12 protein-coding genes are annotated in these 17,539 nt (G+C 70.4%); 4 read left to right on the forward strand and 8 right to left on the reverse strand.

The window, feature by feature from the left end; genetic code table 11:
- Nucleotides 1-771, reverse strand: coding sequence for an amino acid ABC transporter ATP-binding protein (locus ACFO6S_RS17250; RefSeq protein ID WP_378419071.1), 771 nt, complete (start codon nucleotides 769-771; stop codon nucleotides 1-3).
- Nucleotides 768-2,159 (reverse strand): amino acid ABC transporter substrate-binding protein/permease, encoded by a 1,392-nt coding sequence (locus ACFO6S_RS17255; RefSeq protein ID WP_378419454.1) that lies wholly within the window; start codon nucleotides 2,157-2,159, stop codon nucleotides 768-770. Before ACFO6S_RS17255 ends, ACFO6S_RS17250 begins: the two co-directional genes overlap by 4 nt.
- A gap of 290 nt (nucleotides 2,160-2,449) precedes the next feature.
- On the opposite strand from ACFO6S_RS17255, the gene ACFO6S_RS17260 reads away from it, so the two are divergent.
- Nucleotides 2,450-3,577, forward strand: a complete 1,128-nt coding sequence (locus tag ACFO6S_RS17260) for a transglycosylase family protein (protein WP_378419073.1) — start codon at nucleotides 2,450-2,452, stop codon at nucleotides 3,575-3,577.
- A 54-nt stretch (nucleotides 3,578-3,631) separates the two neighbouring features.
- Complete coding sequence (rsmA, locus tag ACFO6S_RS17265) at nucleotides 3,632-4,534, forward strand: 16S rRNA (adenine(1518)-N(6)/adenine(1519)-N(6))-dimethyltransferase RsmA (RefSeq protein ID WP_378419074.1); 903 nt, start codon at nucleotides 3,632-3,634, stop codon at nucleotides 4,532-4,534.
- 63 nt (nucleotides 4,535-4,597) lie between these two features.
- On the opposite strand, the gene ACFO6S_RS17270 is transcribed toward rsmA, so the two are convergent.
- The 3 genes from ACFO6S_RS17270 to ACFO6S_RS17280 are packed head-to-tail and all read right to left on the reverse strand — an operon-like array spanning nucleotide 4,598 to nucleotide 7,993.
- Entirely contained in the window at nucleotides 4,598-6,874 is a 2,277-nt protein-coding gene (locus ACFO6S_RS17270) for a heavy metal translocating P-type ATPase (RefSeq protein WP_378419076.1), read from the reverse strand.
- Between the two features lies 1 nt (nucleotide 6,875).
- Nucleotides 6,876-7,775, reverse strand: coding sequence for a hypothetical protein (locus ACFO6S_RS17275; RefSeq protein WP_378419078.1), 900 nt, complete (start codon nucleotides 7,773-7,775; stop codon nucleotides 6,876-6,878).
- A gap of 8 nt (nucleotides 7,776-7,783) precedes the next feature.
- On the reverse strand, nucleotides 7,784-7,993 hold the full coding sequence (locus ACFO6S_RS17280) for a heavy-metal-associated domain-containing protein (protein ID WP_378419079.1): 210 nt from the start codon (nucleotides 7,991-7,993) through the stop codon (nucleotides 7,784-7,786).
- 185 nt (nucleotides 7,994-8,178) lie between these two features.
- Here ACFO6S_RS17280 and ACFO6S_RS17285 point away from each other — a divergent pair, with 185 nt between their 5' ends.
- Nucleotides 8,179-9,612, forward strand: coding sequence for an MFS transporter (locus ACFO6S_RS17285; RefSeq protein WP_378419081.1), 1,434 nt, complete (start codon nucleotides 8,179-8,181; stop codon nucleotides 9,610-9,612).
- 42 nt (nucleotides 9,613-9,654) lie between these two features.
- Here ACFO6S_RS17285 and ACFO6S_RS17290 read toward each other — a convergent pair whose 3' ends face one another.
- Together ACFO6S_RS17290 and ACFO6S_RS17295 are read right to left on the reverse strand one after the other, a co-directional pair.
- The gene (locus ACFO6S_RS17290) at nucleotides 9,655-10,686 is read right to left on the reverse strand and encodes a helix-turn-helix transcriptional regulator (protein WP_378419083.1); all 1,032 of its coding nucleotides are present in this window, start codon (nucleotides 10,684-10,686) and stop codon (nucleotides 9,655-9,657) included.
- A 127-nt stretch (nucleotides 10,687-10,813) separates the two neighbouring features.
- Nucleotides 10,814-11,086, reverse strand: a complete 273-nt coding sequence (locus ACFO6S_RS17295) for a hypothetical protein (protein WP_378419474.1) — start codon at nucleotides 11,084-11,086, stop codon at nucleotides 10,814-10,816.
- A gap of 543 nt (nucleotides 11,087-11,629) precedes the next feature.
- Between ACFO6S_RS17295 and ACFO6S_RS17300 the strand changes: the two genes are divergently transcribed.
- On the forward strand, nucleotides 11,630-11,902 hold the full coding sequence (locus ACFO6S_RS17300) for a hypothetical protein (protein ID WP_378419085.1): 273 nt from the start codon (nucleotides 11,630-11,632) through the stop codon (nucleotides 11,900-11,902).
- A gap of 78 nt (nucleotides 11,903-11,980) precedes the next feature.
- Here the strand turns inward: ACFO6S_RS17300 and ACFO6S_RS17305 are convergent, their stop codons facing one another.
- On the reverse strand, nucleotides 11,981-17,461 hold the full coding sequence (locus ACFO6S_RS17305; RefSeq protein ID WP_378419087.1) for an ATP-binding protein: 5,481 nt from the start codon (nucleotides 17,459-17,461) through the stop codon (nucleotides 11,981-11,983).
- Nucleotides 17,462-17,539 lie beyond the last annotated feature (78 nt).

Below are 17,539 nucleotides of genomic sequence, written 5' to 3' on the forward strand. Positions count from 1 at the left end.
TCAGAGCACCTTCGCGAGGAAGTCCTGGGTCCGCGGGTGCTGCGGGCTGCCGAACAGGTCGGCAGGCGGGCCCTGTTCGACGATGACGCCGTCGGCCATGAAGATCACCCGGTCGGCGACCTCGCGGGCGAAGCCCATCTCGTGGGTCACCACCACCATGGTCATGCCCTGCGCGGCGAGGTCTCGCAGCACCTGCAGCACCTCGCCGACCATCTCCGGGTCCAGCGCGCTGGTGGCCTCGTCGAAGAGCATGATGTCCGGACTCATGGCCAGCGCCCGGGCGATCGCGACCCGCTGCTTCTGGCCGCCGGACAGGTTGGCCGGCTTGGCGTCCGCCTTCTCCGCCAGCCCCACCTGCGCCAGCAGTCGCTGCCCCGTCTCGCGGGCCTCCGCCTTGGTGGTCCGCTTGGTCTGCACGGGCGCGAGCATCACGTTCTCCAGCGCGGTCATGTGCGGGAACAGGTTGAAGTGCTGGAACACCATGCCGATGTGCTGACGGACCTGGTCGATGTCGACCTTCTTGTCGGTCAGGTCGAACCCGTCCACGACCACCGTGCCGCCGGTGATGTCCTCGAGCTTGTTCAGGCAGCGCAGGAAGGTGCTCTTGCCGGAGCCGGACGGCCCGATCACGCAGACCACCTCGCCGCTCTCGATGTCGACGTCGATGCCCTTGAGCACCTCGTTGTCGCCGAAGGACTTGCGCAGTTCGGTGACCCGGATCTTCGCGGTCGGGGCCTGCGCGTCGGCGGGGGACGCGGGCGAGGTGCTCATGCGTTGATCCTCTTCTCGAGCCGGTCGGACAGTTTGGTCAGCGCCATGATGATGACGAAGTAGAAGATGCCGACGATCAGCCACATGTTGAAGGACTCGAAGTTCCTCGCGATGATGATCTTGCCGGTCTGGGTGAGCTCGGCGATGCCGATCACCGACAGGATCGAGGTGTCCTTGAGCGTGATCACCGCCTGGTTGACGAACGACGGCATCATCGTGCGCACCGCCTGCGGCAGCACCACCTTGCGCATCGCGGGCAGGTAGCCCATGCCGAGGCTGCGCGCGGCCTCCATCTGTCCCTTGTCGACGGACTGGATGCCGCCGCGGATGATCTCGGTGATGTACGCGCCTGCGTTGAGGCTCAGCGTGATGATGCCCGCGGTCATCGCCGGCATCTGGAAGTTCAGCGCGGCAGGGATGCCGAAGTAGATGAAGAAGGCCTGCACCAGCAGCGGGGTGCCGCGGAAGATGTCGACGTAGGTGACGCCGATGCCGCGCAGGATCCGGCTGGTCGAGACCCGGAAGAAGCCGAAGACCAGGCCGAGCACCAATGCGATCGCCAACGAGGTGACCGTGAGGACGAGCGTCAGCCACAGGCCCTTCATCAGCAGCGGGAAGCTGTCCTTGAACAGGGAGAAGAAGGTGTTGCCGCCCTGCGCCTGCTGCGCACCCTCACCGAGGTAGGTCTGCAGGATCTCGTCGTACTGCCCGCTGGCCCGCAGGTTCGCCAGGCCGGCGTTGAACTTGGTCAGCAGTTCGGCGTTCTCGCCCTTCGAGACCGCGAACCCGTACGAGTTGCCTGCCTCCTTCTCGCCGACCGCCTTGAGCCCGTTGCCCTGCGCGATGCCGTACAGCAGCACCGGGTAGTCGTCGAAGACCGCGACGGAGTTCCCGGTCTTGACGTCGTCGTACATGCTGGCGGAGTCGTCGAAGGTGACGGTGGTGAAGCCGTACCTGTCCTTGACGGAGTCGGCGAACATCGCGCCCTCGGTGCCGGTCTTGACCGCGACCCGCTTGCCGCGCAGGTCCTCGTAGGACTCGATGTCGTCGTTCGACTTCGCCACCGCCATCTGCACGCCGGAGTCGAAGTAGGGGTCGGAGAAGTCGAAGACGAGCTTGCGGTCGTCGGTGATCGACATGCCTGCGATGACACCGTCGACCTGACGTGACTGCAGGGCCTGCACGGCGGCGTTGAAACCCAGCGGCTTGACCGTGTACTTGAAGCCCTGGTCCGCGGCGATCGCCTTGAGCAGGTCCATGTCGATGCCGACGAAGTCGCCCTGCTCGTTCTGGAACTCGAACGGTGCGAACGTGACGTCGGTCGCGATGACGTAGGTCTTGTCGGGGTCGGTCTGCGCGGCGGCGGCGCCGGTGCCGGTGCCGAACATCAGGGCCAGGACGCTGAGGACCGCCAGTACGGCGGGCAGGTGAGTGAGCCTCCGGCGTGAACGTGTGCGCATCCGAACCAGCTTTCCGAGGTGCCGTTCGCGGGGGTGTGACGAGGGATTCGAGATTAACCCCGAAGCCCGTTCGTACAGGTCACGAAGGCACGTGTGTCGGCATTCCGGCGATCCGCGGCGGCCGACTGGTTGCCGGGTCGCGGTTCTCTCGTTACCGTATTGTGATCGATTAGGACCGGGTGTTGTCATTCGGTTACCAAACAGCCTCAGGAACTCGTGTGTCGCGTCTCGAACGGATCAACAAGTCCAATTCGCCCCTCCTCCGCCTCGTCATCGGCGCACTGCTGCTGACACTGCTCGCGGGAGGTGGTCTGGCGGTGCTCTCGCACAAGACGATCACCCTGGACGTGGACGGCGAGACGGTCGCGCTGAGGACGATGTCCTCCGACGTGAGCGGCGTCCTCCGTGACGCCGGGTACACGGTCGGGGACAAGGACGTGGTGGCCCCGTCCACCGACGCCAAGGTCGCCGACGGCGAGACCGTGGTGCTGCGGCGGGCCCGTGAGGTGACGCTCACCGTCGACGGCGAGCCGCGCACCCTGTGGACCACCGCCCTCACCGTCGACGAGGCCCTCTCACAGGAACGCCTCGGCGGTGACGTGCACGTCTCGGCGTCCCGGTCGCAGCGGCTGCCCCTCGAGGGCGCCGCTCTCGACGTGGTCAGCCCCAAGCTGGTGCGCCTGCTCGACGGCGCCGCGGCGCCCGCAGAGGTGCGACTGGCGGCCCCGACGGTCGGCGACCTGCTCACCGCCCACGGTGCGCCGCTCGAGGCGGCCGACATCGTCGAGCCGGCCGTCGAGACCCCGGTCGTCGACGGCATGCAGGTCACGGTCACCCGTACCCGCACCGAGAACCGCACCGAGACGTTGCCGTTCGAGCCGGAGCCGCAGCGGATCGAGGATCCGACCATGAACATGAGCCGGACCGTGGTGGAGAACGCCGGTGCGCCCGGCGTGCACGACGTGACCTTCGCGGTCACCACGGTCAACGGCGTCGAGTCCGGACGCACCGAGATCGGCAAGGTCGTCACCACCCCCGGCCAGCCCAAGGTCGTGCGGGTCGGCGCCAAGCCCGGCACCGAGGTGCCCGAGGTCACCAACGGCGCCACCTGGGACGCGCTCGCGCAGTGCGAGGCCACCGGCAACTGGGCGATCAACACCGGCAACGGCTACTACGGCGGCGTGCAGTTCGACCAGAACACCTGGGAGCGCCAGGGCGGCCTGAAGTACGCGGCCCGCGCGGACCTCGCCACCCGCGAGGAGCAGATTGCGATCGCCTCGCAGACGCAGCGGACCCAGGGCTGGGGTGCGTGGCCGTCGTGCACCTCCCGCCTGGGCATGCGGTGATTTCCGCACGTGGCTGATTTCCGCCCGGCTCGACCAGGCGATAGGTTCACCGGTGTGTCCGACGCCGAGCTGAACCAGCCCAACCCCGAGGTAGGCCCGCGTGGCCAGGCCGCACTGCTCGGCCCCGTCGAGGTGCGCGCGCTGGCCGCGGAGCTCGGCGTGCGACCGACGAAGCAGCTGGGCCAGAACTTCGTGCACGACGCCAACACGGTGCGCCGCATCGTCAACACCGCAGGCGTCGGCCGCGACGACGTGGTGCTCGAGGTGGGGCCCGGCCTGGGCTCGTTGACCCTCGCGCTGATGGACGCCGTCGACTCGGTGATCGCAGTGGAGATCGACCCGGTGCTCGCCGCCCGGCTCCCCACGACCGCCGCCGAGCGGGCCCCGGAACTCGCCGACCGGCTCACCGTGGTGGGCGCGGACGCGATGAGGGTGATGCCGGCGGACCTGCCCGCCGCGCCGACCGCGCTGGTGGCGAACCTGCCGTACAACGTCGCGGTGCCGGTGCTCCTGCACCTGTTCTGCGAGTTCCCGAGCCTGCGCACCGCGCTGGTGATGGTGCAGGCCGAGGTCGCGGACCGCCTCGCCGCGGCCCCGGGCAGCAAGATCTACGGAATCCCCAGCGTCAAGGCCTGCTTCTTCGGCGAGGTGCGTCGCGCCGGGTCCGTCGGGCCGCACGTGTTCTGGCCGGTGCCCAAGGTGGACTCCGGCCTGGTCCGGGTGGACCGCTACGCCGTCGCGCCGTGGTCGCTCGACGAGGCGACCCGCCGCAAGGTGTTCGCCGTCGTCGACGCGGCGTTCGCACAGCGGCGCAAGACGTTGCGAGCCGCGCTCGCCGGGTGGGCGGGCTCGCCCGCGGAGGCGGAACGGCGACTGGTCGCGGCGGGCATCGCCCCGTCCGCGCGCGGCGAGACCCTCGACGCCGCGGCCTTCGTCCGCCTGGCCGAACAGGGCTGAAGCCCGGTGCGCGGTTGACGGGTCTGTGGACCCGTCAACCGCGCACGAGCAGCGGAGCTGCTGCTACTTGAACCGGCGCAACCGCAGGCTGTTGCTCACCACGAAGACGCTCGAGAACGCCATCGCGGCGCCGGCCAGCATCGGGTTGAGCAGGCCGGCCGCGGCCAGCGGGATCGCCGCCGCGTTGTAGGCGAACGCCCAGAACAGGTTGCCCTTGATGGTGCCGAGCGTCCGGCGGGAGAGCCGGATCGCGTCGGCGGCCGAGCGCAGGTCGCCGCGCACCAGGGTGATGTCACTGGCCTCGATCGCCACGTCGGTGCCGGTGCCCATCGCCAGTCCCAGGTCGGCCTGGGCCAGTGCGGCCGCGTCGTTGACACCGTCGCCGACCATCGCGACCACCTTGCCGCGGGCCTGCAGGTCCTTGATCACGTCCACCTTGTCCGACGGCATGACCTCGGCCAGCACGGTCGAGATGCCCACCTGGGCCGCGACGGTCCGCGCGGTGGCCTCGTTGTCGCCGGTGAGCAGCACCGGTTCGAGCCCGAGCTTGCGGAACTGCTCGATCGCCTCGGCGCTGGTCTCCTTGATCGCGTCGGCGACCACCAGGACGGCGCGCGCCTGCCCGTCCCAGCCGACGGCGATGGCGGTGCCGCCGGCGTGTTCGGCCTCGAGCTTGGCCCGCTCCAGCGACTCCGGCAGGTGCTGCGACCAGTCCTCGAGCAGCGCGGTGCGGCCGGCGACGACGGAGTGGCCGTCGACGATGCCCTGCACACCGCGGCCGGGGACGTTCTCGAAGCCCTCCACCTCGGGGAGCTCACCCGCGGCGGCGGCCGCGGCCGAGATGGCTCGGGCGATGGGGTGCTCGGAGGCGTGTTCGAGCGCCCCGGCCAGGCGCAGCGCCTCGGCCCGGTCGACGCCGTCGGCGACGATCACGTCCTGCAGGGTCATCACGCCGGTGGTGACCGTGCCGGTCTTGTCGAGCACGATGGTGTCGACCTTGCGGGTCGACTCGAGCACCTCGGGTCCCTTGATCAGGATGCCCATCTGGGCCCCGCGCCCGGTGCCGACCAGCAACGCGGTCGGCGTGGCGAGCCCGAGGGCACAGGGGCAGGCGATGATCAGCACGGCGACGGCGGCGGTGAACGCCATCTCCAGGGGGTTGCCGGTGCCGATCCAGTAGCCGAGCGCGGCAACGGCGATCGCGATGGCGATCGGCACGAACACACCGGCGATCTTGTCCGCCAGGCGCTGCACGTCGGCCTTGCCGTTCTGCGCGTCCTCGACCAGCGCCGCCATCTGCGCGAGCTGGGTGTCGGCGCCGACGCGGGTGGCACGGACCACGAGCCGGCCGCCGGCGTTGACGGTGGCGCCGACGACGGCGTCGCCGGCCTCGACCTCCACGGGCACCGACTCGCCGGTGAGCATGGACAGGTCCACCGCGGAACGGCCCGAGGTGACCACGCCGTCGGTGGCGATCTTCTCGCCCGGACGGACCACGAACTCCTCGCCGACCACGAGTTCACTTGCCGGGATGCGGATTTCGGTGCCGTCTCGCAGCACCGAGACCTCCTTGGCGCCGAGCTCGAAGAGCGCCCGGAGTGCCGCGCCTGCCTGGCGCTTGGACTTCTGCTCGAAGTAGCGACCGGCCAGCACGAAGGTGATGACGCCGGCGGCGACCTCGAGATAGATGTTCGCGGCGCCGTCGGAACGCCCGATGGTCAGCTCGAACGGGTGGGTCATTCCGGGGGTGCCTGCGGTGCCGAAGAACAGCGCGTACAGCGACCACAGGAAGGCCGCGGACGTGCCGACCGTGATCAGCGTGTCCATGGTGGCGGCGCCGTGCTTGAGATTTGCCCAGGTGGCGCGGTGGAACGGCAGGCCGGCCCACACGATGACCGGCGCGGCCAGCGTCAGCGAGAGCCACTGCCAGTTGGTGAACTGCAGCGCCGGGACCATCGCCATGGCGATCACCGGGACGGACAGCACCGTCGCGACGATCAGTCGGGTCCGCAGCGCGGCCAGCGCCCGGGACGGCTCGTCGTCGGGTTCGTCGGACGCGGCCGCGTCCGGCTGCTGGGCGGGCGGGGTGGGCACGGTCGCCGAGTACCCGGCCTTCTCGACCTCGGCGACGAGGTCGGCGGCGGACAGCGCGGCGGCCGAGTCGTCGAACACGACCTTGGCCTTCTCGGTGGCGTAGTTCACCGACGCGGTGACGCCGTCGAGCTTGTTGAGTCGCTTTTCGATACGGGCCGCGCAGGACGCGCAGGTCATGCCGCCGATGGCGAGTTCGATGCTGTCGGTGGACCCGGGTGCGGTGGGGGTGAGGTACTCGGCGCTCATGTCAGTGGCCTTCGTGGGTGGAGACCGTGAACTCCGCGGTACGGACCACGTTCTCGTGCTGGAAGTCGAGGTACAGCCGGTAGGTTCCGGCGCTCGGTGCCTGGGCGTGGAAGCTGACGTCCGGGCCCGCGGGGGTGACGCCGTCGCCCGGCTCGCCCTGCGGGTGTACGTGCAGGTAGGCGAGGTCCCCGGCGCGCAACGCGACCAGGTGCCCGTAGGCGCCGAGGTAGGGCTGCAGGTCGGTCACCGGTGCACCGTCGCGTGAGACGCTCAGGCGCAGCGGTCCGCCTGCGGTGCTCAGGTCGCCGTCGAGGGTGACGCGGTAGCCGTCGACCTCGGCGACGCGGGACTCCGCAGGCAGGGCCACGGGTACGAACCCTCCCGCGACGTCGACGCCCCGGCCGAGGGTGAGCGCGGGTCCGCCGGTCGCCTGGAAGTCGGCGAACACCCGGTAGCTGCCGGCGCGGTCCCAGGTCCAGTCGAGAGACCAGGTGCCGTCGGCGGCGAGGCTCGGGTGCACGTGCCGGAATCCGCTGGTGTCGGTGCGGACCACGATCAGGTGCAGCTTCTTCTCGTGCTGGTCGTCGAAGGCGGTGACGGGCTCCCCGGTCGGACCGAGGATGCGGAAGTCGAGGGTGCCGGGGCGGTTCACCTCGGCGGGGGCGGTGATCTCCGAGAGGGTGTAGCCCTGCTCGGAGGTCTGCAGGCCGGCCGGGGTGGCCGGACCGGCAGCCGCGTCGTGGCTGTCGTGGCCGGCGTCGACGGTGGTGGTCGTGGTGTGGCTGCTGTGGTCGTTTGACATGTCGATCGGGCTCCCGGTGGCGGCGCCCACCCCGAGGGCCGCCGCGAAGATCACGGCGAGCCCCCCGGTGTAGGCGACGAGTGTGGTGGAGGTTTTCATGACCGCTCCTAGGCGGGGCTGGCTGCGTATCCGGCCTCTTCGACCGCGCCGAGTACGGCCGCGGCGGCGAGAGGGGCGGAACTGGTGACGGTGAGGCGGCCGGTGGGGACGTCGATGGAAATGTCGGTGACCCCGTCGAGCTTGGCGACCTCTGTGCGCACGGAACCCGCGCAGTGTCCGCAGGTCATGCCGGTGACGGTGTAGTTCGTGGTCTCCATGTCAATCTCCTCTGATTCAGTATCCCATACCGGTGGGGGGTAGGGCTTACGAGAGACGAACATACCCATAGGGGGTACCTGGCGCAACCCCCGGGTCCTGCTTGCGGATTTATACCCCTGGGGGGTATGAATCGAATGCGGTGATCACCGTGACAGTCGTTCGAACGTATCGAGGAGTGATCGAAGTGAACCAGAGGAAGATTCCGGGTCCGACACGAAAGTGGTTGGCACTCAGCCTGATTGCGCTAGCCCAGTTCATGGTCATCATGGACACCTCGATCATCGGGGTGGCGTTGCCCGCGATGAGCACTGATCTCGGCTTCACCCAGGAGAACCTGACCTGGGTGTTCAATGCATACGTCGTCGTGTTCGGCGGACTGCTGCTGCTCGGCGGGAGGCTGTCGGACCTCTACGGCGCCCGACGGATGTTCGGTCTCGGCTGGCTGATCCTGCTGGTCGGTTCGGCGATCGCAGGGTTCGCCGGAAACGTGCCGGTGGAGCTGGTCGGTCGCGCCGTGCAGGGTGTCGGTGCCGCGTTGATCGCGCCGGCCGCCCTCACCCTGTTGATGATGCTGTTCGGGTCGAGTCCCCGGGAGCTGACCAGGGCGCTCGCCGTCTACGGCGCCGCGGCCCCCGCGGGCGGCACGGCCGGGGTGTTCCTCGGCGGGCTGCTCACCGAGTACGCGTCGTGGCCGTGGGTGTTCTTCGTCAACATCCCGATCGCGATCCTGGCCCTGGTCGCGGCGCCCGCCCTGCTGCCCGGCGGCCGCGGCGCCGCAACGGGTGGAGTCGACCTGCTCGGCGCGTTCACCGCCACGCTCGGAATCGGCGCGGCGGTCTTCGGCATCGTCCGCGCGCCCGAGGTCGGCTGGGGTGCGGCGCAGACGTGGGGGACCCTGCTCGCCGCCGCGGTGCTGCTCGCCGGGTTTGTCGTGATCCAGGCCCGGCGGCGCGAACCGCTGGTCCGGCTCGCGATCTTCCGCACGCCCAATCTGGGCGCCGCCAACCTCGCGCAGTTCCTGCTCGGCGCCGCCTGGATCCCGATGTGGTTCTTCCTGAACCTGTACCTGCAGCAGGTGCTCGGCTACTCGGCGTTCCCCAGCGGAGCGGCCCTCATCCCGATGACCGCGCTGGTCATGATCGTGATGATCGTGCTCGCGCCCCGGATGATCGCGCGGTTCGGGCCCAGGGCGATGGTGGTGGCCGGCCTGGTGCTGTTGGCGGCGGGCCTGGGATGGCTGTCGCTGGTCCGGCCGGACGGCAACTTCTGGGTGGACGTGCTGCCCGCGTCGCTGGTCTCCGCGCTGGGCATGGCGCTGGCCTTCATCCCCTCCCTGGGGACCGCGATCTCCAGCGCGCGACCGGAGGAGGGCGGCCTGGCATCGGGCATCGTCAACACCAGCTACCAGCTGGGGTCGGCGCTCGGGCTGGCGGCGGCGACGGCCGTTGCGGCGACGGCGGGTGCGGGTGCGCTGGGGGACCTGGGCGCGCTGACCGACGGGTTCTCCGCGGCCTTCGTGGTCGCCGCGGTGATCGCGCTCGTCGGGGCCGCCCTGGCGGCGCTCACGCTGCGCGGCTCGCGGGTGCCCGAGCGCGAGCCCGAGTCGGTGGCGCTCTGATGGCCCGCGTGAAGGTGGCGGCGCGGCTGGACGACCCCCGGCTCAGGGCCGTGCTGCGGTGCGCCGCGGGGTGTGCGCTGGCGGCGCTGCAGGCGAGGGTGCGTCCGCGGCCCGGCGGTACTGCTCGCTGAACTCGGAGTGCCGCTGCGCCAGCCGGCGGCACTCCGCGCGCAGCTCCGGCGGGTCCTGCACGGTGAAGCCGACGCCGAACGCGGTGAGCCAGCCGGCGATGCCCGCCAGTGACTCGCCGCGAAGTTCCACCACGCAGCTGTGCTCGTCGACCGACTCGACCGCGCCCCAGAACTCGTCGACCATCGGCGCGATCTGTTCGATCGGCGCGTCCAGCCGCACCCGGGCCCGGGCCTGGGCCAGCGCCCGGCCGATGCCGCGGGAGACGAACTCCGCGGCGTCGCCTGCGGGCAGTTCGCGGGGCGTGAAGCGGGGACCGGTGGGCGTCTTCGGGGTCATCCGGTCGACCCGGAACGAGCGCCAGTCGGCGCGGCGCAGGTCCCACGCGACGAGGTACCAGCGGGCACCCGAGCGCACCAGTCGGTGCGGTTCGACTTCCCGTCGGGTCGGCGTGCCGTCGTGGGCGAGGTAGTCGAAGCGCAGCCGCTCGTGGGCGTGGCAGGCGGCGGCCAGGGCCGTGAGCACCTTCGCGTCGACGGCCGAGGGCGTCGGGCCCTGCGGCACCACCTCGATCCGCAGGGCATCGAGGCGGTGCCGCAGCCTCGACGGCATCACCTGCCGGAGCTTGGTCAGCGCCCGCAGCGCGGCGTCACCGATGCCCTGCACCGGCCCGACCGCGCCGGACTGCAGCGCGAACGCGACGGCCACCGCCTCCTCGTCGTCGAGCAGCAGCGGCGGCATCTGCGCGCCGGCACCCAGCCGGTAGCCGCCGCCGACGCCGACGTGGGCGTCGATCGGGTAGCCGAGGTCGCGCAGCTTGTCGACGTCGCGGCGGACGGTCCGGGTGGTGACGGCCAGTCGCTCGGCGAGGTCCGCGCCGGCCCACTCCTGGCGCATCTGCAGCAGTGACAGGAGCCGGAGCAGTCTCGCCGAGGTCTCGCGCATGGCTCCACCCTGCCACCGATCGCGGACAGCTGCTGTCCTCGATCGCGGGCTTCGAAAAGCGCCGAGGCCCGGCACCTGTGCAGGTGCCGGGCCTCGGTGGCCTCAGTCGGTCCGACTCGCGGTCAGCTCACTCCGTGGACTGCGCCAGCGTCCGTCCCATGCCGCGCTCGACGGCGTCGACCAGGCGCGGACGCAGGTCCGCGGCAGGCACGATGGAGTGCACCGAACCGACCTCGCGGGCCCGGTCGATGTTGTGGATCGCCTCGAACTCCGCGTGGTCCTGGCGTGCATCACGGTGCGGATGCCGACGGCTTCTGGGGGTCGGGTTGGTCTCGGCGGAAAGGATCTCGCCGACCGTGCTGAACTCGCTCGCCGGGTGCATGTGTAGGAAGGTGCGCACGTCCCGGTCGATCGGGTCGGCGGACTCGGTCTTGCGTGGGAAGCGTTCGTTCGCAACGAGGTAGGCGTGCTCGTAGCGACCGAATAGTAGGTGGCGGTGTCCATCGCTGTCTCTTTATACCTATGTGGGGTGGGGGTATCCCGCGGCGAACATACCCACATGGGTATCTGTGGCAAGCGGGCGATCGGGTGGTGAGTTTCCGTGCCGTCGCCGTCGCGTGTGGGGTTCGTGACAGGCGCTGCTGCGCGCAGGCCGCGTCGGCGGTGTCGTTGGTGTTTTGGGGCCGAGTTACGAGTGGTCGTCGGTCGTGATCGCCCGGTTGCGACGCCGAACGATCCTCGTTGCGTTTGACGAATCATTTTGTGGTGCAGTTGATTATATCGACAATTGCGACAGTGAAGTCAGGGTATGGTGCCGACGTGGTGGGTTCGCGTATCGGATCTTCCGCTGGCCGGCGGCCTGATGGTTGCAGTGTTCCAGGGTCTCGGCCGCCATCGCGGGCCTTACCGGAGGTCTAGCGTTCTCTCACAGAAGGGGATCCAGATGTCCCATCATTCCGCGCGTCGAATCATCTCTACGATCGTGGTGGCTACTGCCTTGGCGGGAGCCCTGGTCGGCGGTGCCGGCTCGGCGGCGGCAGACGGCATTGACTCGGCAGGAAGCGGAGCCGGGGAGTTCCTTGACACCACATCGGTCCAGGACTTGCAGTTGAACGCCGCATCGGTGAGTTTGAATTTCTGCCTTGTAGCTCGGTACTTCCTGCCTGGCAACGCGGACTTCTGCAACCTCGACTGGGATGGAGGAGAATTGGGCTGACACCACCTCGGGCCGCAGCGACAAGTGGGCGCCGCCGGAATTGTTCCGGCGGCGCCCATTGCTGTTACGGATCGCTCCCTACGCGGTGTTCAGGGCCTTGCCCATGCCCCGCTCGACGGCGTCGACCAGGCGCGGACGCAGGTCCGCGGCAGGCACGATGGAGTGCACCGAACCGACCTCACGGGCCCGGTCGATGTTGTGGATCGCCTCGAACTCCGCGGCCACCTCGCCCAGCTTGGCGGAGCGGACCGCGGACCGCTCGGCGGCGAGTTCGACCCGGATGCGGGCGCGCTCGGCGTCGGTGTCGGCCGCGGCGAGCCGGGCCTCGAGGTCACGGACCCCGGCGGCGGCGGCGGTGCGGGCGTTGACCTCGCGGGTGAACACCACGGCCGCGGCGGGTGCGCCGCCGAGCACCGAGGCGAACGAGCCCTCGACCGCGAGCACCTCCATGTTCTCGTTCAGCGCTCCGGAGAACACCACGAAGGCACCGCCGTGGTAGCGCGAGACCACACAGAACACGATCGGACCGTCGAAGTTGACGATGGCCCGGCCGATCTCGGCGCCGTACTCGAGCTGCAGGTTCCGCAGCGACTCGGGGGAGCCGTCGAAGCCGGACAGGTTGGCCAGCACCACCACCGGGCGGTTGCCGCTGGCGGCGTTGATCGCGCGGGCCGTCTTCTTCGACGACCGCGGGAACAGCGTGCCCGAGGTCCACTGGTCCGGACCGTCGGTCGGGAACCAGCCCTTGCGAGCGATGGCACGGGACTCGATGCCGATCACGGTGACGGCGTTGCCGCCGAGGTGCGCGTCGAACACCACCGAGGTGTCGGCGTCGGCCATGTCGGCCCAGCGCTCGAGTACCGCGTGGTCCTGGTCGACCACCGCGTGCATCACGGTGCGGATGTCGAACGGCTTCTTGCGGTCCGGGTTGGTCTCGGCCGAGAAGATCTCGCCGACCGTGCGGAACTCGCTCGACGGGTGCACGTGCGGGAAGCTGCGCACGTCGCGGTCGATCGGGTCGGCGGACTCGGCCTTGCGCGGGAAGCGTTCGCCCGCACCGAGGTAGGCGTGCTCGTAGTGCCCGAACAGCACGTCGATGGCGGCCGTCAGGTTCGGCGCCCAGTACTGCGCCTGACCGTTCGGACCCATCACCCGGTCGTAGCCGCCGATCCCGAAGTTGTCCTCGGCCGAGACGCCGCCGGAGTAGTCCAGGGACTGCTTGCCGGTGAGCACCATCGCGCTGTCCGGCGTCATCACCAGGATGCCCTTGGTGTGCATGAGCATCGTCGCCTCGGCGTTCCAGTACGGCTGGGCGCCGACGTTGATGCCCGTGACGATGACGTTGATCTCGCCGCCGTCCTGGGTGAACGTGATGATCCGGCGCAGGCCGCGCGAGACCCAGTCCATGTTCTCGGTGCCGGACTCCATCGAGATGGTCGCGCCTGAGGACAGCGCGAACCACTCCACTGGCGCGCCAAGCGATTCCGCGAGGTCGACGGCCGCGACCAGCCGGGCGCACTCGGCCTCGGCGACGGTGCCGAGGGCCTTGGTCGGGTCGCCGAACAGCGCGACCCGGGTCATGCCCTCGGGGTAGCGGGCGGTGGGGGTGGTCACCAGTCCGACGATCAGGCCGGCGGTGTTGCGGCCGTACGGACGCTCGACCGGAACCAGCGCGCCGGTCTCGTCGAGGTCGTACTCGACGAAGCTGCCGCCCGCGGACAGCGCCGGAATCAGCTCGTACGGGTACACCGTGCCGCGCGACTTCGAACGCTGCACCTTCTGGGTGTACTCGTCGAGGGGCTTGAGCGGCTCGGTGGGCGGCTCGGTGACCGCGACCTGCAGGCCGGCGCCGGACCGGTAGGAGAACCGCACCGCGACCTGGCGGGGCTTCGAGTTCGGCGACTCCTGCAGCCGGCCGATGATGGTGAGCTGCTCGAGCCCGGCGCCCACGGTGAGCGGCGCGACGTGCTGGGCGATCCGGGCGATCCGGTCGGCGGAGACCTCGAACTTGGGCCAGACGTAGAGCACGACGCGGTTGTTCTCGAGGCGCTTGTTGCCGCGGTTCGCCTGGAACCGGCGGATGCCGTCCAGGCACGACGCGACGGCGCGCTCGATCGCCGGGGCCGCGGCGATCTCGCCGTCGGCGTCGAACTGCAGCGTCAGGTCCCGGACCTGGGCCATCGCGATCAGCCGCTCGTCGGTCGGGTTCTCCTTGGCGACCAGGCGGTACAGGTAGGTGTCCGCGGGGGCGGGCAGCCGGGTGCCGTCGAAGTTCTTCAGCCGCCACATGTCCAGGCGCTGCGCGGTGAGCGGATGCATGTCGCGGATGATCTTGTCCTCGACCAGGCCGGAGTCCGGTGCGGCCGCGGGACGGAAGGTCACCACTCGCTGCACCGTGATGGCGCCGGGGGTGGCCACGGTGACGGTGAGGCGGCGCCAGCCTGCGGCACCGGGGTGCGCGGCCAGTGCCGAGTGCAGCGACTCCGCGAGTGCGTCGCCGTCCGCCGGTGCGTCGGGCCAGGTCAGGTACAGGTCGACCACGAGGTTGACCGGGGCCGGTCCGGCGACCGCGTCGACGACGTCGAGGGCCTCGGTCAGGCGGGTCCGGTCGGCGGTCACCGACACCAGGTGCAGCTGCTCGCCGGACAGCTCGAAAGTGCCTGCGACACAGGGCAGTCCGTGGCCGTCGACGGACTTGACGTCGGCAAGGCCGCGGATCTTGTAGTACTGCCGGGTGACCACCTCGAGCAGGTCGGCGGCGGTGGAACCCGGGTCGGCGAGCAGGCCGACGAGCGGCTCCGGGGTGTCGACCATCGCGTCGATCCGGGCGGCGCGGTCGGCCGATCCGGGGTGCTCGGCGAGGAACTGCAGGCTGCCGCGGACGCCGTCGTAGATCTGCTCGCGGGTCTTGCGGACCGCGGGCTCGTCGAAGATCCGGTACGCGATGCTGCGCGCCACGTCGCCGATCAGCGGGTAGCGGGCCTGGGTGGCCAGGATCAGCCGGTCCAGCACCTCGGCCAGGGCCGGGCAGGTCTCGGTGTCGACCCGGCCGTCGCTGAGCCAGCGGGAGAGCAGGGCGGCCACGACGGGGATCTGGGTCTCCATCCGCTGCTGCGCGACGAAGATCCGGTGCACCGCTTCCTCGAGCTCCGGGGTGCGGTCGAGCTCGGCGACGTCGTAGTGGCGCAGCGCCTGGGAAAGCTTGGCGCGGAAGGACTCCGGCACACCCTGGACGTCCACGTCGAGCGACTGCAGGAAGGAGTGGAAGTGCTCGCGCGGGCTGTGCACCCGCTCGACCGAGTCCTCCCCGCCCTCGGTCGGCCGGTTGCGGGAGAGCTCGCACAGGTCGGCGAAGGTGGTCAGCAGGTCGAGCTCGGCGCGCACCAGCGTGGCGTCGGACTCGGGGACCCGGGCCCGCAGCTCCGCGAACTCGGTCAGCAGGGTCTTGGCACGGGCGGCGTCCACGTCGTAGCCGGTGACCATCGCGGTCAGCGCGTCGAGCCGGGCCAATGCCTCGGTCAGGTCGTCGCGGTTGCGGGACTCGGGGGTGACGAACTCCACCCGCGGGGCCTTCTCGGTCACCGTCTCCTCGGCGACCTGGTCCACGCGCAGCAGCGCGGCACCCGCGTCGACCTGCGCGTTGACCACGGCCAGCACCTCGCGGACCTGTCCGGCGTAGGGCGCGCGGATGGCGGTCTCCATCTTCATGGCCTCGAGCACCACCAGGGTGGCGCCCGCCTCCACGTGGTCGCCGACGGCGACGGGGATGGCCACCACCACGGCGGGCGAGGGGGCCCGGACCACGCCCGCCTCGTCCTGGCTGATCTGGTGGCTGATGCCGTCGACCTCGACGAGGTGGTGGGCCGGTCCGGTCACGGAGACGACATGGTGGCGTCGTCCGCCGATCACGATCCGGCGCTCGTACTCGCCGAGGCGGTCGACGTCCACCTCGACCTCGCCGCTGTCGCCGTCCACCAGGTAGCGGTGCGGACCGATCTGGCCGACGACGAGCTGGTAGGGCTGGCCCTGGTAGCTCAGTTCGACGGGTCGGCCGAGCGTGTTCTTGGTGCGGGGCCGGCCGCCGCGCGCCGAGGTGAGGAAGCTGGTGCGCTCGTGGGCCTCCTCGGCGTCGTAGACGCCGATCGCGGTGGCCAGCAGCGCGACGGACGCGAGGCGGGTCGGTCCGGCCACGGTGCCCGCGCCGGTGCGGTCGAGCCAGCCGGTGTCGGCGGAGGCGGTGATGACCTCCTCGCGGTCGAGCAGGTCGAGCAGGAAGGACTTGGTGGTGGTGCCGCCGGCGAGGACGACGGTGGTCTCGCGCAGCGCGGTGCGCAGCCGGGCGAGGGCCTCGGAGCGGTCCCGGCCCCAGGCGATCACCTTCGCGACCATCGAGTCGTAGTCGGACGGGATGACGTCGCCCTGCGCGATGCCGGTGTCCACCCGCAGGCCGGAGCCGAGCGGGAACTTGAGCAGCTGCACCGAGCCGGGGGCCGGGGCGAAGCCGTTGTCGGCGTCCTCGGCGTTGAGCCGGGCCTCGACGGCGTGGCCGAACTCGGGCGGGCAGTCGCCGACCAGCGGTTCGCCGGTGGCGACCTGGATCTGCAGCTTGACCAGGTCGATGCCGGTGGTGGCCTCGGTGATCGGGTGCTCGACCTGCAGCCGGGTGTTGACCTCGAGGAAGGTGAACACGCCCTGGGACGGCTGGTAGAGGTACTCGACGGTGCCGGCGCCGCAGTAGCCGGCGGCGCGGACCAGGTCGGCCGAGACCGAGCGCAGGTGGTCGGCCTGTTCCTTCGACAGCAGCGGGGAGGCGGACTCCTCGATGACCTTCTGGTTCTTGCGCTGGATGGAGCAGTCGCGCACGCCCGGCGCCCAGACGTTGCCGTGGGCGTCGGCGATCACCTGGACCTCGACGTGGCGGGCCTCGGTGACCAGCCGCTCGATGAACACGACGGGGTCGCCGAACGAACGCTCGGCCTCGCCCTGGGTGCGCTCGAGGGCGAGCTCGAGCTCCTCCTCGGCGAACACCTTGCGGATGCCGCGGCCGCCGCCGCCCGAGCGGGCCTTGATGATCAGCGGGTAGCCGATCGCCTGGGCGTGCCGGCGGGCATCGGCGCGGGTCTCGACGGGTCCGCCGGACCAGGGTGCGACGGGCACCCCGACCTTCTCGGCGAGCAGCTTGGCCTCGACCTTGTCGCCGAGCAGTCGCATGGCGTCGCCGGACGGGCCGATGAAGGCGATGCCCAGACGGGCGCAGAGGTCCGCGAATGCGGGGTCCTCGGCGACGAAGCCCCAGCCGACCCAGACGGCGTCGGCCTTGGCCTCGACCAGGGCGCGCTCGAGCTCGGCGTGGTCGAGGTAGGGGGTGGCGGCGGTGGTCGACGGGCGGAGTGTGACGCCCTCGTCGGCCTGCCGGACGAACATGGCCCGGCGCTCGGCTTCCGTGTGCAGGGCGATGGTCGTGATGCCGTAGTCGTGTTCGGCGTTGAGCTCCCGGACGGCGCGAATCAGCCGGACGGCCGCCTCGCCCCGGTTAACCACTGCGATCCGTGTGAACATCCCTTTTGCCACCGTTCCTGTGCCTCTTCCCGAAGAAGTGTCTCGACCGTGCCGCGGTACTGCGTCGGGCCGCGCCCT

The sequence above is a fragment of the Rhodococcus kronopolitis genome (assembly GCF_042654025.1).
Taxonomy (GTDB): Bacteria; Actinomycetota; Actinomycetes; order Mycobacteriales; family Mycobacteriaceae; genus Rhodococcus_G; species Rhodococcus_G kronopolitis.

Coding starts and splice junctions, on each gene's coding strand:
- ACFO6S_RS17250 (WP_378419071.1), bottom strand. CDS start 771: ATGAGCACCTCGCCCGCGTCCCCCGCCGACGCGCAGGCCCCGACCGCG.
- ACFO6S_RS17255 (WP_378419454.1), bottom strand. CDS start 2,159: ATGTTCGGCACCGGCACCGGCGCCGCCGCCGCGCAGACCGACCCCGAC.
- ACFO6S_RS17270 (WP_378419076.1), bottom strand. CDS start 6,874: ATGAGCGCCGAGTACCTCACCCCCACCGCACCCGGGTCCACCGACAGC.
- ACFO6S_RS17275 (WP_378419078.1), bottom strand. CDS start 7,775: ATGAAAACCTCCACCACACTCGTCGCCTACACCGGGGGGCTCGCCGTG.
- ACFO6S_RS17280 (WP_378419079.1), bottom strand. CDS start 7,993: ATGGAGACCACGAACTACACCGTCACCGGCATGACCTGCGGACACTGC.
- ACFO6S_RS17290 (WP_378419083.1), bottom strand. CDS start 10,686: ATGCGCGAGACCTCGGCGAGACTGCTCCGGCTCCTGTCACTGCTGCAG.
- ACFO6S_RS17300 (WP_378419085.1), top strand. CDS start 11,630: ATGTCCCATCATTCCGCGCGTCGAATCATCTCTACGATCGTGGTGGCT.
- ACFO6S_RS17305 (WP_378419087.1), bottom strand. CDS start 17,461: ATGTTCACACGGATCGCAGTGGTTAACCGGGGCGAGGCGGCCGTCCGG.